Below are 26783 nucleotides of genomic sequence, written 5' to 3'. Positions count from 1 at the left end.
CGGTCCATGGCTGATGTGCCTAGCTGCCAAGAGGTGCGTGACAGCTTTGCTGAGCAAGGCCGCTCACTGGGGTTGCGTATCGATGTTCGATTCTTCGAGGGCGGATACAGCTACCACGTTGTCCCTGAACCAGGCCGCCATAGTGCTGGCGTTCAGAGGATTGATGTCGTAGGCAGTCCAACCCATGCCGCTGCTGCGCATCAGCAGCCGAACCACACCAGTTTTTTTGGACTTGGCGAGATCGAATGTGGGATCGTCCTCTATGGCAAAGGGCGTAAAGGGAGCTTCCGCCGTGAGCGGGGAGCGCATGGGGACGGAGGGCTCCATGGCTGAGCGCAATTCGGCCAGCCCGCCAATCAGCTCTTCCAATTCCTCGGCGCTGTACGTGTCGTTGAGTTGGATTTTTACGTGCTTGATGTCTTCTGCAAATTCGACCTTCATGCTTGCTCCATGGGTTGGGGTTGGTGGTGACGTTGCTGCTGTCATCGTAACCAAGAGCAAGGGCAGTTTCATTTCGGCCCCGAAGCCTCACGTCAGCACCCGCACGGCCACGCGCTGCAACTCCTCGATCACGGGCAGGGGCACGCTGCCGGTGCGCAGCATCTCGTGGATGCACTGGTTGTTCCAGCGGGCGACTTTGCGGGTGGTGAAGCTGTCGCGGCCTTCGACGTCTAGGACGAAGACGATTTGCTGCAGCAGCAGCTCCATGGCGTGGGCCCACTCGGGTGTGGGGACGATGGGAGTCTGCTTGGCTGTCTGCGCGGCGGCCGTCAGCGATTCGCCTGAGAAGTGAGGTGTGGTCATGAGAAGCAGTGTCTCTTTCCCTCCCCACGCAAACAATGGCGAAGCAGGCCGTCAAAACGACATGCGGATGCCGGCCGATGTGACAGATGCGGCATACCTGATCGCGCACAACCACCCAGGCGGCGTGCGCGTGCTGGCCGAGCGCATGGGCGTGAGCGCCAATACGCTGCAAAACAAGCTGAACCCGAACAACACGACGCACCACCTGACGCTGCGCGAATCTGTGGCGCTGCAGGTGATGTCGGGCAACCCGGCAATTCTGCATGCCATGGCAGCAGCCCTGGGCTACACCTGCGTGCCCGCGCTGCCCGACCAGGCTGGGGGCGATCCGGTGGAGGCGTTTGTGGCCTTGCAGCAGGAGGTGGGCGAGTTCACATCCGCAGCGGCAGACGCCTTTCGTGGTGGCAAGGCCATGGTGAGCCGCAACGAGATCAAGCGTCTTCAGTACCGCTACAACGAGCTGATATCTGCCTTGAACCAGCTGCTGGCCACGGCGGCAGCGCGTGTGCCGGCGCCGGTGGAGGAGGGCTGATATGCATATCCAGCTGAGTGCGCGGGTGCTGAACCAGGCGGAACTGCTGCGGCAGATCCACGGCCTGACGGGCGCACAGGCCGCCAGGGCTTATGCCAAGGCGCTGAACGATACGGGCTTCGAGATCCGCCGTGCCATGCAGGAAGAGATGCGCGCGGTGTTTGACCGGCCTACGGATTACATCCTACGCAGCCCGTTTGTGCGCATGGCCACGGCCGCCAGGCTGAGCGTGACGATCGAGCCGACCTATATGGGCGGCAAGGGGATCGATCCGCAAAAGATTCTGGATGCCCAGACCTGGGGCGGCCGCCGGCGCGACAAGCGCAGCGAGGTGGCCCTGAAGCGTGCGGGCATCTTGCCTGCCGGTTATCAGACGGCGATTCCGGATGAGGCCAGAGGTGGCCCTTACCCCGGCAGCGATGACGGCAAGGGCAACTTGCGCGGGCCGTTTCTGGTGCAGCTGATCAGCTACTTCCAGGCGTTTGGCGAGCAGGGCTACAAGGCCAATATGAGCGACAAGGGTTATCTGCGCGTGCATCGCGGCACGAAGAAGCAGGCGGGCCGTCGCTATTTCGTGGCCTACGGCAAGACGCGCGGCGGGCCTCGCATCACCCAGAAGGGCGAGCAGGACGAGCGCACGGCGCACCTGGCGCCGGGCATCTGGGCGGCCAGCGGCACAGGTGGCGCCGATGTGCGCCCGGTGCTGATGTTTGTGCGGCCAGGGCGTGGCTACCTGCCGCGCTTTGACATGGACAAGGTGGCCAAGCGTGCCGACGCCACGGCCTATCTGGAGCGCCGTATCCGCTACCGCTTGCGCGAGGCCGCAGGCGTATGACTTCCATGAACCCAGAAACGACTTTGAGCGCGGGCGCGCAGCCGCCTGTGCAGATATCAGGAGGTTTGACCATGCAGCAATCCCAACCCGTAGTGACTGGGCGCGACACCAGCGCCGAGGCGTTTGCCGCTCTGGGCAATGAAACGCGCCGCCGTTTGCACGAGCGCCTGTACGAGTCGCTGCGCCATGCCCATCAGCAAGGCGTGCGCGACATGAGCCGGCGCGAGCTGCGCGACTACCACAACGCCCAGACGGGCGAGTGGCTGGAGCTGTGCAGCGTGGCCAGCACGGTCAATGCCTTGCTGGCTGCCGGACGGCTGGAGGAGGGCGCCGCACGCCGCTGCAGCCTGTCGCCGCGCCAGCGTGACGTGATGCCTGTGCGCTGCAAGGCGCGACAAACGGCCTTGGCCTGATCGGGAGAGAAGTATGAGCACCATCATCATGTCAGCCTGCTGGCCGCTGCAGGGCATGTCTGCTGCGCAAAAGGCAGTTCTGATATCGCTGGCGGATCAGTCGAATGACGACGGCGTGTGCTGGCCCGGTGTCGGCACCATTGCCAGGCGCACCTGCCTGTCGGAACGGGCCGTGCAAGAGGCGTTGTCGTGGCTGCAGAAGGTCGGTCTGGTGTTTCGGGAATATCGCCTGAATGCCAGCACCAGCTACACCATCACGCCGGGCAGTTTCGACCCGACCAAGGCACCTGTTGGTCGCCGTCGCAGCAAGGCAGGTGGTGCAGATGGCGCACCCCCCGCAGATAGCGCACCCCCCGCATCAGGCGCACCAGGTGGTGAACCAGGCGCACCTGTACCCCCGCACCAGGCGCACCCCAGGGGTGAACCAGGCGCACCCAAATCATCATTGAACCGTCATAGGAACCATCAAAGAACCAACACACCTGCGCTTGAGCGCGCAGGACCCGTTGCTCAACCGGAGGACGTGACAGACCAGACCTGGGCCGATTGGCTGCAGCTGCGCAAGGTCAAACGGGCACCGGTGACGGAGACCGTGCTGAAGGGCGCCAAGGCCGAGGCGGTGAAGGCCGGCATGACGCTGGAGGCCTTTCTGCAACTGTGGTGCATACGCGGCTCGCAAGGGCTGCAGGCCGCATGGCTCGGGCCTGCGGCAGCACCGGCGGGTGGTCGTGCGCCGGCGTTCAACGCGAACAAGCACGCTGCTGCGGCAGCAACGATCTTCGACGGGGTGTGGGATGCATGACGTGGCGACGTTGACGGCTGAAGCGATCCAGCAAGCGCAGGCACGCGCCGCGGATCCGGCAGACGGGCTGCGGGCCGGCCCGGCGGTGCGCAAGCTGTTCGTGCTGCTGCAGGGCAGCTACGGCAGCCTGTTCCTCAGCAAGTTCGCCACGGGCCTGAAGGACGGCCTGGGCCACGACAAGGGCATCCGTGCGGCCATGAACGTCTGGCAGGCGCGCCTGGGTCGCTTTCCTGCCGATGTGCTGGAGGCTGCGGCCGCCCGCCTGGCTGCAGAGCACCCCGACTTCCCGCCCAACCTGCCGCAGTTCGAGCTGATGTGCGATGCCGCCATGCCGCGCCAGACCTATGCCCAGCAGCAGGGTCTGCCTGCCTTGCCCGCGCCAGTGGCTGCGCCGCCTGTGAAGGTCAACCTGAAGGAGCGCAACGACGGCAAGGACTGGGCACGCCGCATCGTGGCCCGCATGGAGGGTGGCGACACCAGCATCTCGTACTACGCCGGCAAGTCCGCTCGCATGGTCCTGGGCCTGGAGGTCAAGGTCTGATGTTGCACTGCACAAAAAATAGGCAAGGTGAGGGTCGCGGGTCCTTCCGCCGAGCCTCTGAAGCGGGTAATTCGAGCCGCGTTGTCGGACTGTTTCGTGGGTTTCCTAAGGGGGTTGTATTGTGAGGATGATTGAGCTTGAAGCCCGCCCCACACAAGCGGAGTTTGCTAGCGTTATCGGAGTGTCGCAGCAGAGCGTCAGCGCCCTCATGGCCGATGGCAAGCTGCCCACCGGCGGCACCTGGGCCGAGCTGATCAGCGCTTACTGCAACCGCCTGCGTGAAGTGGCGGCCGGGCGCATGAGCGGCGAGCTGGGCGGTCTCGACCTGGTGCAAGAACGCGCCGGCCTGGCCAAGGCCCAGCGCGAGGCGCAGGAGCTGAAGAACGCCGTCGCCCGTGGCGAGTACGCGCCCATCGGCATTCTGGCCGACGTGCTTGGGCTGGCCAGCTCGGCCATCGTCGATCGCATGGACCAGTTCGAAGGCCAGGTGCGCAAGGCCTGCCCGGACCTGCCGCAAGAGGTGCTGCTGATCGTGCTTCGCATCATGGCCGACGCGCGCAACGAATGGATCCGCTCCACCTCCCAGCTGGTCAACAAAGAGGTCGAAGCCATGGCGGAGCTCGATGCAGACGAGACCGGCGCATTTGATATCAGAGCAGGTAGCGCAGGGGAGGGCGACGCCGCATGAGTGCACCCCTCAGCCCCGAAGCCATGGCCGCCATCCAGGCCGCAGCCGCGCTGGGCCTGTCCAGCCTGCGGGCCGATGCGCCGCAAACCCTTAGCGAATGGGCGGCAGAGCACTTTCTGCTGGCGGGCGAATCCAGCCACCAGAAGGGCGGCTGGGTCGGCTGGCCGTTTCAGCTCGGCATTCTCGACTTCATGAGTGACGACCGCATCGAAGAGCTGGCTGTCAAAAAGAGCAAGCGCGTGGGCTATACCAAGATGATCACCGCCTTCGTCGCCTACAACATCGCCCACCGCCGCCGCAAACAGGCGCTGTGGCAGCCCACCGACGACGACCGCGACAGCTACGTCAAGAGCGAGATCGAGCCCGTGCTCGACGGCGTGGCCGCCGTGCAGGCTGCGCGCCGCCAGGGCAAAGGGGTGGAGGACACCATCAAGTACAAACCCTTTCGCGACAGCGTGCTGCACCTGCTGGGCGGCAAGGCCGCGCGGGCCTACCGCCGCATCACCGTGGCCGTCTCCATCCTCGACGAATGGAGCGCCTTCGACCAGAGCATCGAAAAGTCCGGCGACCCCGGCAGTCTGGCCAAGGGCCGGCTGGAGGGCGCGCCATACCCCAAGTTCGTCGGCGGCAGCACGCCCCGCGTCAAAGGCATGTGCCATGTGGAGCGCGCCTGCGAAGAATCCGACGCCTACGTCCAGTACCACATCGAATGCCCGCGCTGCGGCGCGGAGCACCCGCTCGTCTGGGGCAGCAAAGAGCTGCCCTACGGCTTCAAATGGGTCAAAGGCCAGCCCGCCAGCGTGCACCACGTCTGCCCGCACTGCCTTGAGAGCATCACCCAGGCCGACTACCTGCCCGGCGGCTGGCCGCTCACCGGCACCTGGGTCTGCAGAAAGACCGGCCGCTGCTACGGCGCAGACCGCATCTGGCGCGACGCTGCGGGCCAGCCCTGCCGCCCGCCGCGCACCCTGGGCGTGCATGTCTGGGCCGCCTACAGCCCCCAGCGCACCTGGGTCAGCATCGTCGATGAATTCGAGAAGGCACACCGTGCCCTGCAGGCGGGCGACGTGGGGCCCATGACCGGCTTCACCAACGAAACCCTGGGCGAGACCTGGGAGCTCAAAGGCGACAGCAGCGACGAACATGCTCTGCAGGCCCGGGCCGAAGACTACCCCCTGGGCCGCGTGCCCGCCGGCGCACTGCTGCTCACCGCCGGGGTCGACGTGCAGCGCGACCGGTGGGAGATCTCCATCTGGGCCTGGGGACGAGGGATGGAAAGCTGGGCCGTCGCGCACCAGGTCATCCAGGGCAACCCCGCCAGCGAGTCCGACTGGGAGCCCGTCACCCAATACCTGCAGCAGCGCTATGTGCAGGCCTGGCACGGCGGCAGCCTGGGCCTCAGTGCCATCAGCATCGACTCTTCCGACCAGACCCAGGCAGTCTACAACTGGGTGCGCAGCGCGCAAGGGCAGCTTGCCGGCCTGCGCGCCATCAAGGGCGACAACAACGACAACCGCAACATCGTCGGCCCCAGCAGCCTGCAAGAAGTCAACTACCGCGGCCGCAAGATATCGCACGGCATCAAGCTTTGGCTGGTGGGCGTGGACAGCGCCAAAGACCTGCTGCTGGGCCAGCTCGCCATCGACAAACCCGGCCCCGGCTACGTGCACACCAGCCAGAAGCTGCCGCGCGAATGGTACGAACAGCTCACCGCAGAGCAGCGCGTGCTGGTCAAGGTCAACGGCAAGGACGTGTACCGCTGGGTCAAGCGCCGCCCGCGCAATGAGGTGCTGGACTGCCGCAATTACGCGTTGCACGCCGCCATGTGCCTTGGCATCCACAAATGGCCCGAGGCCCGCTGGCTGCAGCTGGAGCAGACCGTGCAGCCCCCGCAAGACCTCTTCAACACCGCCCCGGCCCAGGCGGCCCAGCCACAGCCGCAAAGCGAAGAAGCCGCACCGCCACGCGCGCCAGCACGGCCCAGCCCGTCGCGCCAGCTGGCGGACGAAGAGCTTTTCAGCCCCATCAGCCTTTATTAATAAAAACCAATGCAAACGCAGGCACCACAAGTGCAACCAGCTATCAAAACAATGAACGACAAAGACGCAACCACCACCCCTTCGGTATCCAGCCACAACAAGTTGGACCCCATTGCCGTGCTGCGCGAAGAACTGGCCGCCGCCGCGCTATGCCATGGCGTGGAGCGGGTGGAGGATTTGACGGAAGAGCTGGTGCGCCGCTATGTGCAGCGGCTGGGTGGGGTGCAGGTTTATGTACCTATTGAGCGCTCGCTAAAGCGTGAGCGTTTGGCGAGGGAAATACGTGCCAGTTTTGATGGACGAAATGCCCGCGAACTGGCTCAAAGGTTTGGGGTGAGCTTGAGGCAGGTCCAGAGGGTCGTGCTATCAGTTGAATAGGTTAGGCGTGGCCGCCGCATCGATCAGGTGCATAGCCTCCATAGGCGCATTCACAGAATACTGTATAAAATAACAGTTATCTGTGGATGCATCCAGTTCCGCAAAAGGCAACAACAAGTTACATTTTGCGCCAACTAAACATGGAGGAGTGACAGTGGAGTTAGACAATTTTTCTGCGCAACGTGTCGTGCTGCATGAAGTATTTCGTAGAACTGAAAAAGATGCTGTCATTGACCCTGATTACAACGAAGAGCTAGAAGAATTAGAACCAGATGCGCTGGATGCACTGCATGACCGTGTCATCAGGGCAATGGGCCATAAAACAAAATCTGTACCAATGGCGATTACAGATAATTCTGTGGATGCCATGATCCGGTATGTGCGAAAGATTGTTGATGCCGATGAGAATGAATTCATCGGGTCTTCTAAAGATATTGCACTAAAGCTCGCAAATAAGCAAAACAGTAAAAAGCTACCTGGCGGCGTGGTAGTCACTATTTCAGGGACTTATGGCGTTCCTGCAAGGCGTCTTGTATGCATTATTAAAGCAGAAGTAGATAGCGGCTTTACACGTAGCAAAGAAGGGGGCGATAAGAAGCTTCAATATCTTAAAAGCTTGATGCTTACAGCTCAAACCAAGCTGTATAAAGTTGGTATGTTCATTGAGCGCGAAAAAATAGATGATGAGAAAAATCCAGAAAATGGATGGGATGCATATATTTATGATGATGCACTTTCCTCATCTAATCGTGATGATGCTGCAGCCTATTTCTATGGTAACTTTCTTGGGCTTGGATTCCCTCAGACCAGTGCAAGGCAGACACGGCAGTTTCATGAATTGACCAAAACATTCATTCAGCAAATGAATGTAGATGAAGAAGAAAAAATTGGTTTGCACAATGCGTTGGTGGCTTACCTAAAAGTAGATCAAAGTCCTACGGTTGGTATAGCCTCATTTGCTGATGCATATTTTGCTGATGATGATATAAAACAAGCATATTCTGACCATATGACAAACAGTGGGTTCTCAGCTATGCCGGTAAAGAAAGATATTTCTGATATTCAGATGAGATTGAAATTCAGAAAAATCACTTTCCGCAGCGCTATTAAAATTTCAGGACCTGCGGAAGAAATTGATAAGCTGGTAAAATTTGAAGTGGTTGATGGTGAGGCAAGTCAAGATAATCCAAATCCTAAATGGACTCAAGTTCTGATTAAAGACAGAATTGCGACGCAAGAATGACACAGGACGAATTCCTCCAACAATGGAATACGCTGAAAGATGCGTATCAAGCTTGGGGGCGTCTTATACGTGTTACTGTCGAAGATGGGTTGACTAAAAGCGACCCTTCGCTTGATATTGCTTCCTTTATAAAAATACCTGCACAGCCAAGGCTTAAGGCAGATGACTCGCTGTTAACGAAAGCCTTTCACAGAAATAAAGGCTATACGGATCCATTTAATCAGATTGAAGACAAAGTTGGTTTGCGCTTTGTCGTGCTATTGACTACTGAAATCGATAAAATTGAAAGAATTATCGAAGCATCTGATTTATGGAATTACAGCCTAGACCGGGACTTTGAGGCCGATAAAGAAAGTAGGCCTACTGAGTTTGGCTACCAGTCCAAGCACTACGTACTACGCGCCGCAAAAGATGTCGAGTATGAAGGCATCGTGGTTCCGCAAAACACACCCTGCGAAGTGCAGATACGCACACTGCTGCAGCATGCACATAGCGAGCTGACCCATGACAACATCTATAAGCGTGACTCAGCCAAAGAAGTCAGCAAGGAGGTGCAGCGTGCGGTTGCCAAAAGCATGGCACTTATTGAGGCTGTCGATGACTATTTCTTGCACGCAGTGCGTGCACTGGAAGAGGCGACAAAGGTCGAGCGTGATGCGCTGCTGGGATTGCAAAAAATATATGAACAACATATTGGAATGCCGTCCAAACCAACTAAATCAGACCAGATGGTTTTGGACGCATTTAGAGAGTTTTTGTCTGATGATCTGGCTCCCGCAATTGAAGAACTTCTGAGGGCTAAGCCTTGGATTTCCCAAAGAATTAAGGATCGAGCTAATAGAAATGTTATTTATAGACAGGCTTGGATACTCCTCATCTATTATTCTGTAAACAAACATCACTATAAAACCACAAACTACTGGCCATTTAATAATGATGATATAAGGCAGATTTATGTTGATTTTGGTAAGGCTATGAGATGATTTTTGAAGACGTTTTTCCTATTATAAGTGATATTTCTAAGGCGTTGAGAGGGCGTGAGATTAAACTTGGCGATCATAGGCCTTATGATCAAGAAATTGATAGTTTGATTGAGACTGTTGGTTTTGATGAATTCTTTAAAAATGCAGAGATACCTGTAAAAATAGAGTTTTTATCAGTTTGCAGTAATAGAAATTTCGATAAATTAATTGATAATGTAAATCTAAAAGATTTTTGGAAAATAATAATTGTTTCTGAAATTGATGACCTAAGGGAAATACTGAAAAGGCTCTTGATGGTCAATCAGGAGTCAAATTTCAAGTACTGGGATTTTATTTATCAAAACATTGATGAAGTCGATAAGATAGATAATACTAAAAAACTTCTGCTGCAAGGATATCTAAGTGAATTTAGGAAAAGAAGGTCGGCGCCAGAAAAAGAAAATGAATCCATCTCAGACGAAGAGACTGTATCTAGTAATTTAAAAAGAATACTATCGGAATACGATCAGTTAAAAATTGATCACGCTAATACGGTTGCTGAATTAAAATCACATATAGCTGATTTGGAGGAGAAAAATAAAGAAAATATTCAGAATAGAATTGATAAAAATCTATCTATTTACGTTCAGGATTCAGTATTGGCCTTGAGTAAAATTGAAAAAAAATTGAAATGTGCTGCTGCTAGGTGGAGTGCGCTTTCTGTATTTATCCTTTTTTCTGGGTTCGCTGCCGGAATAGGATTTTCACTTTTTGGATATGCTTTTGGCCCAGATCTTCAAAATTTAAAATGGCCTGAGTTGTTAATATTTTCGATAAAAGGGATTTTTATTGTTTCTGCTTTTGTAGCCGCAGCAGGTTACTCATTTATGAAAAGTAATGCTTTTACTCATGAGGCTATAATTGTTTCTAATAGGGCACATGCGATTCAGTTTGGGCAACTATATCTGGATATTTACGGAAACACCGTAGAGCGGGGTGAAATGCAGAAGATTTTTGAAAATTGGAATATATCCTCTGATACTGCATTTTTAAAGCATAAAAATGATAAATCCGATCCAGTGAAATTTTCAGAGTTCTTAGACTCCCTTAAGAAGGTCAAAGAGTTAATCCCTAGCATTAGCAAAGACTAAAAAGAGCAGGGGGCACAAAAGATTGCTACACTTCGGCCATCACGCCCGTAAGCGTGATCTGGGCTTGGCAGCCCGGAAACAACAGGCGCAGCGGCCGCGCCATACAAAGATGGTCAGCGGCTTTTTGCTTTCTAGAGCATGTCTGCGTGCACATGGCTCCGCTTTACGGTGGGCCGTGTGGGGACACCCGCGAGGGTGTGCCGGTGCCTGTTGCCGGTCTGCCAACCCTGCACGGTCCACCACCTTCTCTTGGCAGGGGAGGTGATGGCTCAAAAGTCCATCAACAGGAGCCTCACAATGGCTGACACCTCTACCGGTTCTTCTGCATCCGTCGTCTCTGCTCGCCCTGAGCTTTCCATTCACGACGGCATCGTCATCACCACAAGCCTTCAAGTCGCACAATTCTTTGGCAAACGCCATGACAACGTGTTGCGAGCCATCCGTGCGTTGATCCGTGAAACCGCAGCAGATGATTACCGCCTCAATTTTGAGGAGGTAATCGTGGACTTCACAAACGGTAAGGGCGGTGCACAAAGTGGGACGGCCTACCGCATGACCCGCGAAGGCTTCATGCTGCTGGCCATGGGCTTTACGGGCAAAGAGGCACTGCGTTGGAAGCTGGCCTATATCGCCGCCTTCAACCGCATGGAGGCCGAGCTGCAAAAGCCCGCCCAAGACCCGCAGCGCATCCAGCTCGCTCAGCGTCTGGCCACCCAGGCGGCAGCCCAGGTCACGCAGGCTGTGTTCGACGCTGTGATGGCCGCAGACAACACCGACTGGCGCCATGCCCGCTATCTGCTCAATCTGGGCTACGACCGCGAAGGCCAGCCCAGCGTGCCCCATGCCCAGCCCATTGGCGACGACCAGATGATCGTCTCCTTCAACGCGCTGCCCGAGCGCATCGCCAGTGGCTAGATCCTGTCCGCCACCGACGCGCAGCTCGCCACTCTGGCCACGGCCTGCACCCAGCGCCTGACACAACGCGCCCAGCATCGTGAAAAGCAGGCTACCAAGCCTGGCCTTCCCGCCGCGCAACCTGCACCCAGCCTGCCGCCTGGGACGCTGATGATGACCTTCAAGTAATCGGTTTTGATAGCTGCTAGCGCTTTATGGATAAGCGCTAGAGGCTGTTTAGGCTTGAATATATCGGAGCAATGAGAAAGCCCCTGCTGGCATTGGCTGGCAGGGGCTTTGAGCTTGATGGGTGTCTATCGTAGCGGCTTCCGTTTGGCTGACTGCCATGCTGTAAGTGCGGTTTGCAGAGCCAGTGCAATGATCAGCAATTTGTTGTCGATATTGGGTTTTTCTTGTGATTGATTCGGCAATTCAGGGGGATCTGATTGCGTCGGTGACTCTTCCACTGGCGGCTTCATGGTTTGGTACTTGATCAGGTCGCGGATCAAGTAGTCGAGGACGACCTGATCGCTACGAAGAGCAGGAAACACAGAAGAAATAATCAGCGGCAAGACGGCCAGCAGCTGGCGGAAAAAAACGTACGTCGCGACGCTGGCGATCAGCACTACAACAATCAGTTGGAAGACTGCAAGGATGAGGGATCGTGTGCCTTCGTCCTTGAAGAGTTTTATGAGATCAAAACCTTCACTCTTGCTAAGTAGACCAATCAGAAGTGTGAACGCCGATGCGACGAAGGTCAGAAACTTGGCTTTTGTCTTGGAGTCATAGAGCTTGCTCAGTATCTCCATCAGATCCTGATCTATAGGGGAGCGGCATGCTTGCTCAAGCTTGCGTAGCTTGACGATTTCTTCCCTTGCTTCTGTGAACTGCCATGAAGGTCTAGCAAACAGTTTTTCAAGTCTCGCCCGTTTGGCTGCACTGAGGCGGTCGATAGGTTTCAGGTCGCTCTGTTCGCTGGTTGTACGGACGGTATGGCGGAAGCGGTAGATACCGATGAGCGCGCATGTGACAAGAAACAAAACCTCAGTGATGAAAAGCGACCAGTAAGGTGTTTCGCTCTTAGGGAGGTTCTCAATAAAGACTTGGTAAGCAAAGTAGCAAAAACTGGCCAAGGTGAGCAGCCATAGGTACCAGTGATAGTTTTTAAGCGTTGGGAAAGCCGATCTAGGCTCAAATTCCTTGAAGTAGGCCGCAGCTATCTTGTAGTACTCGTCCATTTTCCCTCTCAAGATATTGTTTTCTGTGGCGGTTATCTTATCTTTGCTATTAATTTAATTGTTGATGTTATTGCTGCATAAGCGCTTGTAGCCTGCGACATGTTTTTGTGACAGCCGTCACATGGCTTTGTCGCAGCCATCCGCCGACCATCGGCGTATGGGTCTCTACAGCCACCTCACCACCGAACAGCTCACCGCCCGGCGCGACAGTTATCTGGCCGCCATCGATGCGCGCCTGACCGGTCCCACGCAGGCCAGCCACAGCACCGACGGCGTGGGCGCGCGCTCCGTGCAGTTCAATGCCGATACGACGCAGCTGCGCCGCGCCATTGATGACATCAACGCCGAACTGGCCCGGCGCAGCGGCCAGGCCGTGCGCAAGCCCATCTACCTGGTGTAAGCATGGGCCGCAATACACGCATGCAACGCCAAAGCCGCAGCCGCACATCGTTGGCGGCGTCGCTGGGCGCAGCGCCATTGAAGGGCGGGGCGGGCATGTCTGCCTACCAGGGCGCATCGCACACCGACTTGGCTCTGAGCGACTGGCAGCCCATGGCGGGCAGTGCCGATGCCGACCTGCTGCCCGAGCTGGGCACGCTGACCAGCCGCGCCCGCGACCTGGCCCGCAACGACGGGCTGATGGCCGGCGGCCTGCAGACCCACCGCGACAACGTGGTGGGCGCGGTGCTGCGCCTGTCGGCCGTGCCCGACTACCGCCTGCTGGGCTGGACGCCCGAGCAGGCCCGTGAGTGGGGCAACAAGGTAGAGGCGCACTTTCGCAGCTGGGCCGACACCACCGATTGCGACGCGGCCCGCACGCTGGATTTGCTGGGCTTGACGGTGCTGGCCTTGGGTGGCGAGATGGTCAACGGCGATGCCGTGGCCATCCCCAAATGGCTGCCCCGGCCCGACAGCCCCTGGGCCACACGGCTGAGCGTGATCGAGGCCGACCGGCTGGAGACCCCGCCGTACCTGGAGGGCATGGCCCGGATTCGCCGTGGCGTGGAGCTGGACGGCGAGGGCGCGCCCGTGGCCTATCACTTTCGCGCCGCGCACCCAGGCGATGCGCTGTACCTGCGCGGCGACGAGGCCCAGGACCTGAACCGCTGGGAGCGCGTGCCCGCCTTTACCCCCTGGGGCCGCCGCCGTGTGGTGCACCTGCATGCCAAGGAGCGCACGGGCCAGAGCCGGGGCAAGCCCATCGTCAGCGCCGTGATGCGCGAGTTCCATATGGCGGGCAAGTACGCCCAGAACGAGTTGCAGGCCAGCCTGGCCAATTCGCTGGTGGCGGCGTTTCTGGAGTCGGACCTGAGCCAGGAGGCTGCGTCATCCTTGTTTGGCGATCAGGCGCGCGATGTGTGGAAGGAGTCCGTTACCCAGTCGCGCAGCATTGGCAAGCTGCAGGCGGGGGCGGTGATCCCGCTGCCCGTGGGTGCGCGGCTGCAGTCGTTTGCGCCGGGCCGCCCCAATGTGGCGTTTGAGGCTTTCATGCTGGCGGTGGAGCGGCGCATTGCCGCAGGCATGAACCTGCCGTACGAGCTGTTTGCCAAAGACTTCAGCCGTGTGAACTACAGCAGCGCCCGCGCTGCGCTGCTGGAGGCATGGCGCTACTTTCACGGCCGCCGCCGCTGGCTGACCACTACCTGGCTGCGTCCCATCTACGAGCTGTGGCTGGAAGAGGCGGTGAACGCGGGCGTGATCGACGCGCCCGGCTTTTACGTCAACCGCTATGCCTATACCCGCTGCCGCTTTGTGTTTGGCGGCAAGGGCTGGGTGGACCCTGTCAAGGAAGTGCAGGCCGCCAAGCTGCGGCTGGAGATTGGTGTCTCCACCCTGGAGCAGGAATGCGCAGAGCAGGGCCTGGACTGGGAAGAGGTGCTGCACCAACAGCGCCTGGAGGCCGAATGCCGCCGCGAGCACGGCCTGCCCGAGCCCGGTGCCACCACCTGGATTGCCAACACCGCAGACAACGGCAGCGACAAGGAAGAGGGCGCACCCGCCCGAAAGGATGCGCCATGAACCGCCAGATGAGCAGACCTTACCCGCATCTGGCCGACCGCCTGTTCAACACCCCGCTGCTGCTGCACCCGCAAAAGCTGGACGCCATCATCGCCGGCCTGGGCCAGCGCCTGCTGGGCACCGATGGCCTGCAGATCGATGCGGGCGCCATCAGTCCCCGCGCGGCTTTGCCCGCAGAGATGTTCACCACCCGCAAGGGCGAGCGCACCGAGCGCGGTTACCGCGTGAACGAGGGCGTGGCCGTGATCAGCGCGATGGGCGGCCTGGTGCACCGTACCCGGCTGGAGGCCGACAGCAGCCTGCTGATTGGCTACAACGACCTGGCTGCCGACATGGAAGACGCCCTGGCCCAGCCCGAGGTGCATGCGATTGCCCTGGTGCTGGACAGCCCGGGGGGCGAGGTGTCGGGCGCCTTCGAGCTGGCAGACCGCATTTATGCCGCACGCGGGCGCAAGCCCATCGTGGCTGTGGCCGACGGCATGGCGGCCAGTGCTGCCTACCTGGCCGCCAGCGCGGCGGATGAGGTGGTGCTGACCACGACTTCTTACGTGGGCTCCATCGGCGTGGTGATGCGCCATGTGGACTACAGCCGCGCCCTGGCCAATGAAGGCATCAACGTCAGCCACATCTTTGCCGGCGAGCACAAGGTGGACGGCAACCCCTACCAGCCCTTGCCCAACTCGGTGCGCGAGCACCTGCAGGCCGACATCGAGGGCCTGTACCAGATGTTTGTGCAGGCCGTGGCCAGGCACCGCGGCATGGAAGAGCAGGCCGTGCGCGACACGCGCGCCGCCGTGTACCGGGGCGTGGCCGGTGTGGCTGCGCGCCTGGCCGACCGCATCGGCACGGCAGACGCCGTGATGGCCGACCTGTCCGCGCGCCGCGCTCGCAGTTACCCCGCAGGGGCGGGAATGTCTATTCAACTTCAAGGAGCTTCTATGGGCGACCCCCAAACCATTCAACCGGCGGCGGCTGCGCCTGCCGAACCTTCCACGGCAACGGTTGCAGCACCCGCCGCTGCATCGGCTGCTGCCCCTATGGCACCTGCTGCTGCAGCTCCGCAAGGCCTGGAGCAAGCCCGCGCCGAAGGCGCACAGGCCGAGCGTGCCCGCGTCAGCGCCATCCTGGGCCATGCCAATGCATCGGCCAACGCTGCACTGGCGCAGACCTGCATTGCCGGCGGCTTGACGGCAGAGCAGGCCCAGGGCGTGCTGGATGCCGCACCGGCGGCTGCCGTGGCTGCTTTGGCACCCGCAGCCACCAACCAGTTTGCCCAGGCCATGGCGGCGCTCGGCAACCCCAATGTCTCGGGCGTCGAGGCGGCCAGCCCCGATGGCTCTGCACAAGCGGCCACCCAGGCCGCAGCCGGTTGGGGCAAGGCCTTTGGCACCGCACCGTAACGCAACCCCCACCCATAGGAGCACACACCATGCAAGTGCAAGAACTCGGCCCCGGCACGGCCTGCTATCTGGTCAGCGAGGCCAACGGCACCCGCTCGCGCGAAGTGGTCACTATCGCGCAGGGGCAAAACCTGCTGCCCGGCGCTGTGCTGGGCAAAGTGACCGCCACCGGCAAATACGTAGCCGTAGACCCCGCCAATGGCAGCGGCGAAGGCGGCACGCCCGACGGCAGCCAAACCGCCGTGGCCGTGCTGTTTGCCGCAGTGGACACCACCGCCGCTGAAAAGCCCGGCGTGATTACCGCCCGCGACGCCGAAGTGGCCGCCCATGCGCTGGCCTGGCCCGCAGGCACGACCGAACCCCAGAAAACCGCTGCCCTGGCCCAACTGGCTGCCGTGGGCATTGTTGCGCGCTGAAGCCGCGCGAGAAAAAAGGACTACCGATATGGCCGATCTCAATATCTTTGCGCACGAGGCATTCAGCATGACCTCGATGTCCACCGCCATCCAGGCCGCGCCCTATGCGCCTCAGCTGCTGGGGCAACTGGGCATCTTCACGACAGAGCGCTCGCGCACCACCACTGTGGCGATCGAGGAAAAGGGCGGCGTGCTGTCCCTCATCAAGACCAGCCCGCGCGGCGCACCCATTGAAGAAGGCAAGGGCGAAAGCCGCCGTATGCGCCACTTCGACACCCTGCGCATTGCGCGCGGCAAGACGCTGTATGCGTCGTCGGTGCAGAACATCCGCGCCTTTGGCTCCGTCAGCGAGCTGCAGGCCGTGCAAAACGAGCTGGCCGACATCATGAACGGCAAGACCGGCCTGCGCGCCGCAGTGGAGCTGACGCACGAGCACATGCGCCTGGGCGCCGTGCAGGGCAAGGTGCTGGACGCCGACGGCACCGTGCTGGTGAACTGGTATGAAGAGTTCGGCATTGCCCAACCTGCCGAGATCAACTTCGACCTGGCCAACGCCACGGCCGATGGCGGCGAGATCCGCAAGCAGTGCAATGCGCTCATCCGCGCCATGATGCGCGCCAGCCATGGTGCCTGGCTGCCCGGCCAGACCTATGCCGTGGGCCTGTGCGGCGACAACTTCTTCGACGACCTGACGGGCAATGCCGAAACGCGCGGCACCTATCTGAACCAGCAGGAGGCGCGCGACCTGCGCAACGATGTGGGGCAGGTCTTCGGCTCGTTTCGCTACGGCAACATCCAGTTCATCAACTACCGCGGTACCGACGACAACAGCACCGTGGCCGTGCACCCGGACAAGTGCCAGTTCTTCCCCGTGGGTGCACCGGATGCGTTTCGCGTCGGCTTCTCGCCGGCCGAGTCCTTCCCCTTCGTCAACACGCCCGGCCAGGACGTGTACGCCATGGTGGTCACGGACAAGGACCGCCAGGAGTGGGTGCGCCCCGAGGTGCGCAGCTACCCGCTGTTCATGTGCACCCGCCCTGGCATGCTGCAGCGCGCCAAGCGCAAGGCTTGAGCATGTGGGCAAGTACTGCACCTTTTGCGCAGGTGGATGCGCTGATCAACCTGGGCGTGAGCCAGCTGCTGGCCAACGCCACGGCCAGCTGGCAGGGCGGCAAGCCCTTTGGCGTGGTGTTCAACCGCACGCCGCTGGAAGGCTTTCTGGCCGATGCCGCCACCGCCGAGCGCCACACCGTGGCGATGCCGGTTGCCGATGCCCCCGGCATTGCAGAGGGCAGCACCGGCCTGCTGGTGGGCGGCCAACCCTGCCAGGTCACCGGGCCGGTGGTGCAGGACGCCAGCGGCTGGGCCGTGTTCCCCATCGTCTTTCTGAACTGACCGCCATGTTGTTGTTGGAACAAGTCATCAAGTCGCGCCTGGTAGGGCGCAGTGCGCTTGCCGCCTGGCAGGTGCGCGGTGCTTCTGAGCTGTGCGACCGCACGCAGGTACCGGCCATCGAGGTGCGTATGTCCGGCGCGGGCCTGGGCGATGTGTCGCGCGAGGCGGCCCAGCTGGAGCCGCGCTGGTCCTGCGTGCTGGTGAGCCGGCGCAGCGACACCGCTGCCGCCGAGCTGGATGCCGCGATGGAAGAAGTGGTGGGCTGTCTGCATGGCTGGCGGCCTGCGGTGCCCGGCGGACGGGCCTGGTCCGAGCTGCGCGCCGCCGGCGTGCGCGAGGCCGAGTTTGTGGACGCCGGCCTGGTCGGCTACGCGGTGGAGTTCACCACTGTCTCTGTTTTCGAGTCGCTGGACGCCTGAGGCCGGCGCCGTTCAATCTTTCATAGGAGCTAGCCATGGCTGCACTGCCCCGCGTCAAGAAGGAATACCAGATTCCGCGTGGACGCCTTGTTTTTTATCCGTTCGATGCGGCGGGCCGCTTGCTGGGCGGGCGCCAGTTCGGCAACTGCCCTGCCTTCTCTTTGAGCGTGGAGGGCGACAAGGCCCCGCATTACAGCTCGCAGGGCGGCCTGCGCGAGAAGGACGAAGAAGTCCTGATCGAGATCACCCGCAAGGCGGCCATCACCACCGACAACATCAGCGGCAGCAATCTGCGCATGTTTCTGTCCGGCACGGCAGAAACGCACACGCAGGCCACGGCCACGGTGACGGATGAGGCGCACACGGTGGAGCCGGGCGGCATCTACCGCCTGGGCGTGACCGCAGCAGCCCCCACAGGCGCACGCAAGCTGAGTGCCGTCACCGTCAAAAGCAAGGACGGCACCACGACCTTTGCAGCAGGCACCGATTACACGGTGGATGCCGACCTGGGCCTGCTGCAGATCGCAGAAGGCGGCGAGATCGATGCGGCCACCGAGGTGCTGGTGGGTTACACGGCGGCCGAGACCAGCTGGGAGCGCATCAAGTCCGGCAATGGTGCGGATCTGAAGGGCGCGCTGCAGCTGATTGCCGACAACGCCCACGGCACCAATCGCGACTGGTGGTTCCCCAGCGTGGCCCTGTCGCCCACGGGCGAGCTGCCTCTGATCCAGGACGGCACGGACTACAGCCAGTTCGGCTTCGATGTGGAAGTGCTCAAGCCAGACAACGGCGAAGCCGTCTATGTGGACGGCCGCGCAGCGCTGATTCCGTAACGCCTTTATCCAGACCTCCCGGCACGCCGGGCGGTTTGCACTGCGGCCAGCCAGCGCCGGCTGCAGCGCAAACCGAAGCAACCACTTTCATTCAAGCTGAGACGCCATGGCCTTCAATCCCATTCAGATCGTGATCAACGCCAAGGACGATGCGTCTACGGTGCTGAGCCGCCTTGGGCGCAATGTGAAGCTGCTGGGCGCCACGATTGCAGGCTACTTCGGCATCAAGGCATTTGCGGGCGTGGTGCAAAGCGCGGCAGACTTTGAAGCGGCCATGAGCCGCGTGAAGGCCGCCACCGAAGGCTCGGCCGCAGAAATGGCCGCGCTGACCAAGGCCGCCCAGGCGGCGGGCAGCAATACCAAGTACACCTCGGTGCAGGCCGCTGGCGCGCTGGAGAACCTGGCCAAGGCGGGCTTGAGCGCGGGCGACTCTGTCAAGGCGCTGCCTGCCGTGCTGGCCTTGGCCCAGGCTGGCGATATCGAGCTGGGCAAATCCAGCGAGTACGTGACCAAGGCCGTGATGGGCATGGGCCTGGCGTTTGACGATGCCGGCCGCGTGGCCGATGTGCTGGCCAAGGGGGCCAACGCCACCAACACCAGCGTGGAAGGGCTGGCTCAGGCACTGAGCTATGCCGCGCCGGTTGCCAACACCCTGGGCGTGAGCCTGGAGAGCACGGTCGCCATCATCGGCAAGTTTGCCGACGCAGGCATTGACGCCAGCCGCGCGGGTACGGCGCTGAACTCGATCATGAGCCAGTTTGCCAACCCGCTCTCCAGCTTCCGCAAGGAGTTGGGTGCTGCCGGCATAGTCACCACCAACTTTGAGGAAGCCTTGCACCAGTTGGCCGCCAAGGGCAAAGACGGCGAGCGAGCCATCAATGCCGTGGGCCTGGAGGCCGGGCCTGCGCTGCGTGCCTTGCTCAACCAGGGCATGGGCGCGCTGGACGAGCTGACGGGCAAGCTGCGAGAGGCAGGCGGCAGTGCCGAGGCCACGGCCAAGACCATGGCCGACAACCTCAACGGCTCCCTCAAAGGCCTGAGCAGCATGTGGGAGACCGTGACCCAGGTGCTGGGCAAGCCCGTGCTGCCGGTGGTGCGCAAAGGCGTGGACGAACTGACCGGCGCACTGCGCAAGGCGGTCGAGAGCGGTCTGGTAGAGCGCTTCGGCAAGACCTTGGCCACGGCCTTTGAGAACGGCCTCAAGTTCTTCCGCGCGTTTGCGGCCAACGTCAACTTCGACGCTGTGGTGCTGCGCCTGCAGGTATTTGCCAGCGAGGCGGGCGAGACGCTGCAGCGCATCGGCCAATACGCCACCAATGCCGGCAATACGGTGCAGCTGGCCTGGGGCGTGATGACGGCGGGCGTCAATGGCGTGCTGGCTGCCATCTACGGCCTGGGCGCAGCGTTTGCGCAGATTGCCTCCAAGGTGATGGAGGGCGTGGCGGCGCTGCGCAGCGGCTTGGCAACGGTCACCTTTGGCGGCTTGAGCGAGAGCTTTCGACTGGCTGCGGCTGATGCCGAGGAGATGGCCGGTGCCTTTGCCGCATCTGCCGATGCCCTCAAGGCCAAGGCCGAAGAGTCCCTGCAGGGCATGGCCGACGGCGCCCAGACAGCGCGCGATGCCTGGGGCGGCTTGACGGGCGCAGTCGAAGCGGTGGGCAATGCTGCTGCAGTGGCTGCTCCCACGATCGAGGCGGTAGCTGCAGGCATCGAGGCCACGGGCAAGGCGGCTGCCAAAGCAGCCAAGGATGCTGCTGCCAAGGCCGAGGCCGACCGCATTGCGGCCGAGAGCCTGAAGAAGCTCAAGGCCGAATATCAGCAACTGATCGCCAGCGGCAATCTGGATGCCGCCGGGCGCAAGCTGCAGGAAATTGCCAAGGCCCAGCGTGCCGCCGCCAGCACGGCCCAGGATGCGGCGCAGTCCACCGCGCTGCTGGAGCAGGCCTACAAAGACCTGGGCATGACCACCAACGAGGATCTGCAGCGCATGGCCAAGCAGGCGCGTGCTGCGTTTGATCAGTTAGAAAAGGACGGCAAGCAGCCGCCCATGCGCATTGCCGAGGCCTGGAAGTCCATGGCCGACAAGGTCATTGCGGCCAATGGCGGTATCGCGCCCGAATGGCTCAAGACCCAGGCAGCCGTCAAGGGCTACGAGCTCGCGGTGGACGATGCCGGCAAGGCCGTGCTCAACACCGACCGCGCCACGGCCAGGGCCGTCAGCAGCATGGTCAGCGGCATGGGCCGGGTGCGTGAGGCGGCCGACGGCGTGCAGGAGAGCATGCGCGGCATCGAGCACGCATCGGGCCGCGCTGCCCGCGCAGCCCGTGAATGGGAGCAGGGCGGCCCGCGTAACTATGTCGAGGAGCGCAATGCCGGAGTGAACGGCTCGCCAGGTGTCATGCGCCAGAACACCGGCCCGCTGAGCCTTGTGCCGCAGTTCCAGACCCGCCAGGAGCTGGAGGCCTGGTGGAAGCAATGGCAGAACCAGTATGCGCAGGACAACCCTTTCTCGGTCAAGAGCAGCGGCGCACTGGGCAACTATCAATATGACCTGACCCAGTTTGCAGTGAATCAGGCCGGCAGGGCCATCGACCTGCAGCAGGCCGCTGCCAATGCAAGGCCCAAGCAGGAGGCGGAGCGCAAGCCAAGCGCTCCCAGCTCAGTGCCTCGGGCGCCGGCTCCAGCCGCTGCCCCTGCTGCTGCAGCTCCCCAATCCGTCATTACCCACAGGCATGAGGTCGTGATTGGCGGCCGTCAATACAACGTGGGCACGGACGCAGCAGGCAGCTCAGAGATGCAGCAGCTGATGGCCGCGCTGGAGCGTGACGCCAATCTGTCTGGAGGAGTGCACTGATGGCCGGCCATTTCCTGAACGGCATCGAGCTGCCGCGCGGCATGTTGTGGGTGGACGAGTTCAACTGGTCTGCGGTGCAGAAGACCGTCGAGCGTGGCATCACCGGCGCCCAGATCATCGATGCCGCTGCCCGCATCGAAGGCCGCCCCATCACCTTGCAGGCTGTGGAAGACCAGGGCTGGATTCGTCGCGCAACGCTGCTGACCGTGCAGGGCCTGGCCGATGTGCCCGACGCGCAGTACCCGCTGAAGCTGGCTGATGGCCGTGAGTTCACCGTGCAGTTTGCGGCAGACGACCCGATTGCCGCCACGCCCATTTCCCGGCCCGAGCTGCCCGCCTCCACCCATCCCTATGTCGCCACGCTGCGGCTGATCACTGTTTAAGCGAGAAGAACAATGCCCATTTTGCAAGGCGACATCCAGCTGCGAGCCAGCCGCGTCATGGACGATGTGCCCGAGGGCGGTGGCGGGCCGTCCAACGTCGTGATCGAGTCCGGCCAAGAAAACGCCGTTATGCCCGACATTTCCGAGATGGATCGGGCCACAGGCCGGGCCAATCTGCGTCAGGTGCATGTGGGCGTGGATACCGAAGACCGCGACACTTATCAGGGCAGCAATGTCATCGTGGCCAAGCCGCCCGAGGACCCCAATGTCTCCATCACCCTGTTTGCGACGGGTGGGGTCTACGACACCCGTTCCCAGGCGCAAGCCAGGCTGGAGGCCTATCTCAACAAGGGTGCCGAGTGGGCTGGCTATCTCTATGAGAACCACATCAAGGGTCAGCGCGTCATTCAGATCTTCCAGCGCCCTGGCACGGATCTGCCAGCCACGGGCAAGACCCTGGTGCTGGTGGGCAATGAAGGCCTGGCCAATGAGCAGGAGCAATATGTCCGCGCCATCCGCGTGACCAGCGTGGAGCGCACCTTCACCTACGACACCGACCGGGACTACCAGGCCGTGGTGGTGACGGTGGAGTTGTCGGATGCCTTGCGCTATGACTTCACCGGGTCCCCAGCCAGCCGCCAGTTTGCCCGGCAGATCAATAGCGCCCATCTACGCGATACCGTGGTGGCCGATGCTGGCAGCTATGTGGGTGTTACCCCGCTGCAAAAGGCCGCCGCCTTGGGCGACTTCACCATCATCGCCAAGACGATCATGACCCAGATCGTGCCCTCGGCCCAGAGCGAGACGCCCATCCCCGCGACCATTCCCTATGCGGCGGCAGGCTTTCCGATCTCTGCGGCCGAGGCCGTGAGATTCAGTACATCGCAGACCTGGAATACCACCACCAGCCTGGCTCTGCCCGGTGGCTGCCTGCCGGGTTCGCTCTCCATCGTGGTGGGAGGAGTGACCTTGACCGACAAGGGCGGCATTCTGACGTCGGGCACCCAGCAGATCGGGCTGGTGGACTATGCCAACGGCATCGTCACCTCGAACTCTGGCGACTACTCGGGCACCAAGACCATCAGCTACCGGCCCGCTGCCTATATGCAGCGCATGCCGCAGTCCAGCGAGATCCGCATCACGGCGGAGAACCGCAGCCAGAGCTACACCGGCTTCATCACGCCGCTGCCCGCGCGCGGCACGCTGTCCTTCAGCTACAGGGCGCAGGGCCGCTGGTATGTGCTGTCTGACTCGGGTGATGGCACCCTGCGCGGCACGGACTCCAGCTATGGTGCGGGCACCTATAGCGCCGAGACTGGCAGCTTTGTGATCACGCTGGGGGCCTTGCCCGATGTGGGCAGTTCCATCGTCCAGCACTGGGGCGTGCCCACGCAGGAGACCGTGCAGCCTGCCGCCGATCTGCTAATCAGCCAGACCATCGCGCTGCAGCTGCCTGCGGGCCAAGCTCTCTATCCTGGCGCTTTCTCCATGACCTGGATGGATGGCACTACCCAGCGCACGACTACGGCTACCGCTGCCTGGCAGCTCCAGGGCGATGCCACGGGCGAGGTGCGGGTCGGTCGGTCCGAGGTGCTGTTTGCGCCCAAGCTGTTGCCTGCCGTGGGCACGGTGCTCGATGTCACGGTCGACACAGCCCCTGTGATCGAGGTCAATCTTGCGCATCCGTCCCGCAACGGCCAGGGCCGTCTGGCCGTCTCGGCGGGCCAGGGCGCGCTCGTTCCCTATACGGTTGAAGTCGAGTGGAACACGCTGACCGACCAGAGCGTGCTGGGTCTGTACACCCGCGACCAGCTCAAGGAAATGGGCGTGACGCTGGTCGACCCTATCCAGATGGCCCGTGATGACGGTGCTGGCAAGCTGATGCTGGGTGGCGTGCAGGTTGGCAGTGTGACCTATGCGACGGGTGCCATTGATTTCCTGCCTGACGTCACGATCAAGATTCCCAAGCCGGTCTATTCGTCCCGCCAAGTCAGCGGCGGAGGCTTCAATGGCGAGGTGGCCCAGTACCGCCTCAACTATGAGGGCATCGAGTACCTGAATGCGCCCTCGATCTACCCCAACGACGAAAGCGGCTACGTCAAGATCCGTTTCCGCACCACGGGCAGCGCCACGCGCCGCACGCTGCAGGTCACGTTTGCGCCCGAGTTTGACTTGGTCACGGGCGTGCAGGCCCCGGTGGTGCCTGGCTCGGTCGTGCTGATGCCCTCCAGCGGTCAGCCCTGGAGCGATGACGGCAGGGGGCTGCTGCGGGTGCTGACCTCGGGCGGCTTTGTGACGCGCGGCTCGGTCAACTACGCCACGGGCCGCGTGGGCCTGACCTCGTGGACGCCGGGCAATGCGAACACACTGCGCCGTGCAGGCTGCATCACCACGTTGGGCGATGCCATCAGCAGCGCCTATGTGTTCCGCACGGCAGCAGCACCGCTGCGCCCCGGATCGTTGACCATTCAAGTCCCCCGAGCGAGTGGCGGCTCACAAAATGTCAGCGCAGGCATTGACGGCACCATCACGGCCCCCGGCGTGGTCGGCACGGTGGACTATGAAACCGGCCTGGTGCGCCTGGGCTTCGGCAGCCTGGTCGTTGCCGCAGGCAATGAGTCCGAGCCCTGGTATGACGCGGCCAATGTGCAGCCGGACGGCAAGATCTTCAAGCCGCAGCCCGTGGTTGCCAGTGCCTTGCGCTATACGGCGGTGGCTTATGCCTATCTGCCCATGAATGCCGACATCATCGGCATCGACCCGGTGCGCCTGCCCAGTGACGGTAAGGTGCCCATCTTCCGGCCAGGCTCGCTGTGCGTGGTGGGTCATACCAAGCACAGTGCCCAGCTCAACGTCGGCAACAACCAGACCATCAACCTGGCCCGCGTGCGCCTGTCTCGCGTGGTGGTGCGGGATGCCAACGGCAAGACCCTGAATACCGGCTATTCCGTGGATCTGGAAGCCGGCCTGGTCACCTTTATCGATGTGTCTGCCATGACCATGCCGGTGACGATTGAGGATCGCATCGAAGACATGGCCATTGCCACCGATGTGCAGATCTCGGGCGAGATTACCTTTAACCGGGCACTGACCCATGACTACCCGGTAAGCGGCACCTATGTCTCCAGCGCCCTGCAGGCCAGCGACCGCCGTGCACGCGTCAGTCTGGATTTCTCGCAGCAGAGCTGGGTCGACAAGGCCTGGGCCGATGCGCTCATGGGGCCTGCCATTGCCGCCAAGTATGACCAGGGCGTCTCGCCCATAGCGATCACCAACGCCGGCGGCAGCACCGAGCGCTGGGTACTGGAGTTCACCTCGACCAGCCAATTCCGGGTGATTGGAGAGCATGTGGGCGTCATTGCCACGGGCGACATCAACAGCGTCTGCTCGCCCGTCAACCCGGCCACGGGCAAACCTTATTTCACGATCGATCCGCTGGGATGGGGCAGCGGCTGGGCCGTGGGGAACATTCTGCGCATCAACACCGTGGGCGCTATCTACCCCTTCTGGGTCGTGCGAACCATCCAGCCCGGCCCCGAGACCGGCATCGAGCACAGCTTTTCCATCCTGGCGCGCGGTGATGTGAACCGCCCGCAATCCAACTGAATTCCCGGAGATAGATATGGCATCCCCTGTAGATACCAGCGTCAAGCACGCTTACAGCTCCATGACCGGAGCACCGGCCATTGGCGGCACCGCAGGCTCCCTGATCGGCGCGCTCGATGCGTTTCTGGTCAATGGCTGGGGCGCAAAGTCCGTGGATTCGGCAGCCATCAGCAATGGCGTCTGCCGCTTGAACTTCGCTAGCGGGGTCAGCGCAGCCAAACACGAAGCAGTGATTCTTGTGTCGGGAGCCTCGCCTGCAGCGCTCAATGGCGAGCAGCGAGTAACTGCCGTAGCCAACGGCTGGGTGGAGTTCAAGACCGACCTGCAGGACGGTACCGTCACAGGCTCCATCAGCTTCAAGATGGCCCCACTGGGCTGGGAGAAGGTCTACAGCAAGACCAATGTGGCGGTATATCGTCAGAAGGACCCGATGTCGAGCCGCACTTATTACCGTGTAGACGATACAAATACGCAGCATGCCCGAGTGCAAATGTACGAGTCGATGAGCGATGTTGACAACGGCGTTGCGGCAGCGCCGCTCAGCGTCTCTGGCGGTTACTACTGGCACAAGCGTAACGGTTCAGGTTCTTCTTATTGGGTATTTGCAGGTGACTCTCGCGGCTTTTACCTTGTTCTGTATCCCTTCGGCTCTACCTCAGCGAGCTTCAGCGGCTATGCCGGTGTTTCCTGCTATGTCGGGGATCTCAATAGCTTACGCAGTGGTGATGCCTGGTGTGGCGTTCTGACAGGCGCTAGTGACCCCGATTTCGCCCAGACCAGCGGCTGCGTATTTGCTGCCGTTGGATCGTCAGGTTTTTCCATCAAGCGCTTGGCTCACGGTATCGGTATGTCTGCCCAATGCAGCCGCAAGGCGTTCGGCAATGTCAGTGCGGTGTCCGGCTTGGATGGCTATCTGGGATCGTTTCCGTCCGTGGTTG

General features: G+C 61.3%; 27 protein-coding genes. 24 read left to right on the top strand and 3 right to left on the bottom strand.

The annotated features are described in order from the left end of the window. Positions 1-63: 63 nt before the first annotated feature. On the bottom strand, positions 64-441 hold the full coding sequence (locus tag DFO48_RS14990; protein WP_114863924.1) for a hypothetical protein: 378 nt from the start codon (positions 439-441) through the stop codon (positions 64-66). 87 nt (positions 442-528) lie between these two features. After that, the gene (locus tag DFO48_RS14985) at positions 529-804 is read right to left on the bottom strand and encodes a hypothetical protein (RefSeq protein ID WP_114863923.1); all 276 of its coding nucleotides are present in this window, start codon (positions 802-804) and stop codon (positions 529-531) included. 79 nt (positions 805-883) lie between these two features. On the opposite strand from DFO48_RS14985, the gene DFO48_RS14980 reads away from it, so the two are divergent. The 12 genes from DFO48_RS14980 to DFO48_RS14925 all read left to right on the top strand — a co-directional run bounded on the left by DFO48_RS14980 (position 884) and on the right by DFO48_RS14925 (position 11303). After that, positions 884-1336 (top strand): phage regulatory CII family protein, encoded by a 453-nt coding sequence (locus DFO48_RS14980; protein WP_158545672.1) that lies wholly within the window; start codon positions 884-886, stop codon positions 1334-1336. Position 1337: 1 nt separating this feature from the next. Then, positions 1338-2171, top strand: coding sequence for a hypothetical protein (locus DFO48_RS14975; RefSeq protein ID WP_114863921.1), 834 nt, complete (start codon positions 1338-1340; stop codon positions 2169-2171). A gap of 71 nt (positions 2172-2242) precedes the next feature. After that, the gene (locus tag DFO48_RS14970; protein ID WP_114863920.1) at positions 2243-2584 is read left to right on the top strand and encodes a hypothetical protein; all 342 of its coding nucleotides are present in this window, start codon (positions 2243-2245) and stop codon (positions 2582-2584) included. 13 nt (positions 2585-2597) lie between these two features. Then, the gene (locus DFO48_RS14965; protein WP_114863919.1) at positions 2598-3386 is read left to right on the top strand and encodes a helix-turn-helix domain-containing protein; all 789 of its coding nucleotides are present in this window, start codon (positions 2598-2600) and stop codon (positions 3384-3386) included. Continuing rightward, complete coding sequence (locus tag DFO48_RS14960; protein ID WP_114863918.1) at positions 3379-3927, top strand: hypothetical protein; 549 nt, start codon at positions 3379-3381, stop codon at positions 3925-3927. Before DFO48_RS14965 ends, DFO48_RS14960 begins: the two co-directional genes overlap by 8 nt. 181 nt (positions 3928-4108) lie before the next feature. Continuing rightward, a complete protein-coding gene (locus tag DFO48_RS14955) occupies positions 4109-4615 on the top strand; it encodes a hypothetical protein (protein WP_233506409.1) in 507 nt (168 codons plus the stop codon). Continuing rightward, positions 4612-6654 (top strand): phage terminase large subunit family protein, encoded by a 2043-nt coding sequence (locus tag DFO48_RS14950; protein WP_114863917.1) that lies wholly within the window; start codon positions 4612-4614, stop codon positions 6652-6654. The genes DFO48_RS14955 and DFO48_RS14950 overlap by 4 nt, the downstream gene beginning before the upstream one ends. A gap of 51 nt (positions 6655-6705) precedes the next feature. Further along, positions 6706-7032: a Mor transcription activator family protein gene (locus DFO48_RS14945; RefSeq protein ID WP_114863916.1), complete on the top strand. Its 327-nt coding sequence runs from the start codon at positions 6706-6708 to the stop codon at positions 7030-7032. An 82-nt stretch (positions 7033-7114) separates the two neighbouring features. Further along, complete coding sequence (locus DFO48_RS14940) at positions 7115-8275, top strand: nucleoid-associated protein (protein ID WP_114863915.1); 1161 nt, start codon at positions 7115-7117, stop codon at positions 8273-8275. Then, entirely contained in the window at positions 8272-9258 is a 987-nt protein-coding gene (locus tag DFO48_RS14935; protein WP_114863914.1) for a GTP pyrophosphokinase family protein, read from the top strand. The genes DFO48_RS14940 and DFO48_RS14935 overlap by 4 nt, the downstream gene beginning before the upstream one ends. After that, entirely contained in the window at positions 9255-10388 is a 1134-nt protein-coding gene (locus tag DFO48_RS14930) for a hypothetical protein (protein WP_114863913.1), read from the top strand. The genes DFO48_RS14935 and DFO48_RS14930 overlap by 4 nt, the downstream gene beginning before the upstream one ends. Before the next feature lie 297 nt (positions 10389-10685). Next, positions 10686-11303: a Rha family transcriptional regulator gene (locus DFO48_RS14925; protein WP_233506408.1), complete on the top strand. Its 618-nt coding sequence runs from the start codon at positions 10686-10688 to the stop codon at positions 11301-11303. Positions 11304-11596: 293 nt separating this feature from the next. Here DFO48_RS14925 and DFO48_RS14920 read toward each other — a convergent pair whose 3' ends face one another. Beyond that, entirely contained in the window at positions 11597-12520 is a 924-nt protein-coding gene (locus DFO48_RS14920; RefSeq protein WP_114863912.1) for a hypothetical protein, read from the bottom strand. Between the two features lie 121 nt (positions 12521-12641). Between DFO48_RS14920 and DFO48_RS14915 the strand changes: the two genes are divergently transcribed. The 12 genes from DFO48_RS14915 to DFO48_RS14860 all read left to right on the top strand — a co-directional run. Beyond that, positions 12642-12920, top strand: a complete 279-nt coding sequence (locus DFO48_RS14915; RefSeq protein WP_233506407.1) for a hypothetical protein — start codon at positions 12642-12644, stop codon at positions 12918-12920. A gap of 20 nt (positions 12921-12940) precedes the next feature. Continuing rightward, positions 12941-14539 carry a phage portal protein gene (locus tag DFO48_RS25650; protein WP_233506406.1) on the top strand — a complete coding sequence of 533 codons (1599 nt, stop codon included), beginning with the start codon at positions 12941-12943 and terminating at the stop codon, positions 14537-14539. After that, positions 14536-15939, top strand: coding sequence for a S49 family peptidase (locus DFO48_RS14905; RefSeq protein ID WP_233506405.1), 1404 nt, complete (start codon positions 14536-14538; stop codon positions 15937-15939). Before DFO48_RS25650 ends, DFO48_RS14905 begins: the two co-directional genes overlap by 4 nt. Positions 15940-15968: 29 nt before the next feature. After that, positions 15969-16355 (top strand): head decoration protein, encoded by a 387-nt coding sequence (locus DFO48_RS14900; RefSeq protein ID WP_114863910.1) that lies wholly within the window; start codon positions 15969-15971, stop codon positions 16353-16355. A 28-nt stretch (positions 16356-16383) separates the two neighbouring features. Further along, on the top strand, positions 16384-17427 hold the full coding sequence (locus tag DFO48_RS14895; protein WP_114863909.1) for a major capsid protein: 1044 nt from the start codon (positions 16384-16386) through the stop codon (positions 17425-17427). Between the two features lie 2 nt (positions 17428-17429). Next, entirely contained in the window at positions 17430-17750 is a 321-nt protein-coding gene (locus tag DFO48_RS14890) for a hypothetical protein (RefSeq protein ID WP_114863908.1), read from the top strand. A gap of 5 nt (positions 17751-17755) precedes the next feature. Next, a complete protein-coding gene (locus DFO48_RS14885; protein WP_114863907.1) occupies positions 17756-18169 on the top strand; it encodes a hypothetical protein in 414 nt (137 codons plus the stop codon). A gap of 35 nt (positions 18170-18204) precedes the next feature. After that, positions 18205-19002: a hypothetical protein gene (locus DFO48_RS14880; RefSeq protein WP_114863906.1), complete on the top strand. Its 798-nt coding sequence runs from the start codon at positions 18205-18207 to the stop codon at positions 19000-19002. Between the two features lie 106 nt (positions 19003-19108). Further along, positions 19109-21856, top strand: coding sequence for a phage tail tape measure protein (locus tag DFO48_RS14875; RefSeq protein WP_114863905.1), 2748 nt, complete (start codon positions 19109-19111; stop codon positions 21854-21856). Beyond that, complete coding sequence (locus tag DFO48_RS14870) at positions 21856-22239, top strand: hypothetical protein (RefSeq protein WP_233506404.1); 384 nt, start codon at positions 21856-21858, stop codon at positions 22237-22239. Before DFO48_RS14875 ends, DFO48_RS14870 begins: the two co-directional genes overlap by 1 nt. A 12-nt stretch (positions 22240-22251) precedes the next feature. Next, positions 22252-25845: a hypothetical protein gene (locus DFO48_RS14865; RefSeq protein ID WP_114863904.1), complete on the top strand. Its 3594-nt coding sequence runs from the start codon at positions 22252-22254 to the stop codon at positions 25843-25845. 16 nt (positions 25846-25861) lie between these two features. Beyond that, on the top strand, positions 25862-26783 hold a 922-nt coding region (locus tag DFO48_RS14860), incomplete at its 3' end, for a hypothetical protein (RefSeq protein WP_114863903.1).

This window comes from Comamonas sp. AG1104, assembly GCF_003350425.1.
In the GTDB taxonomy this organism is placed as follows: domain Bacteria; phylum Pseudomonadota; class Gammaproteobacteria; order Burkholderiales; family Burkholderiaceae_C; genus Comamonas; species Comamonas testosteroni.
This window is presented reverse-complemented; position numbering and strand designations above follow the sequence as displayed.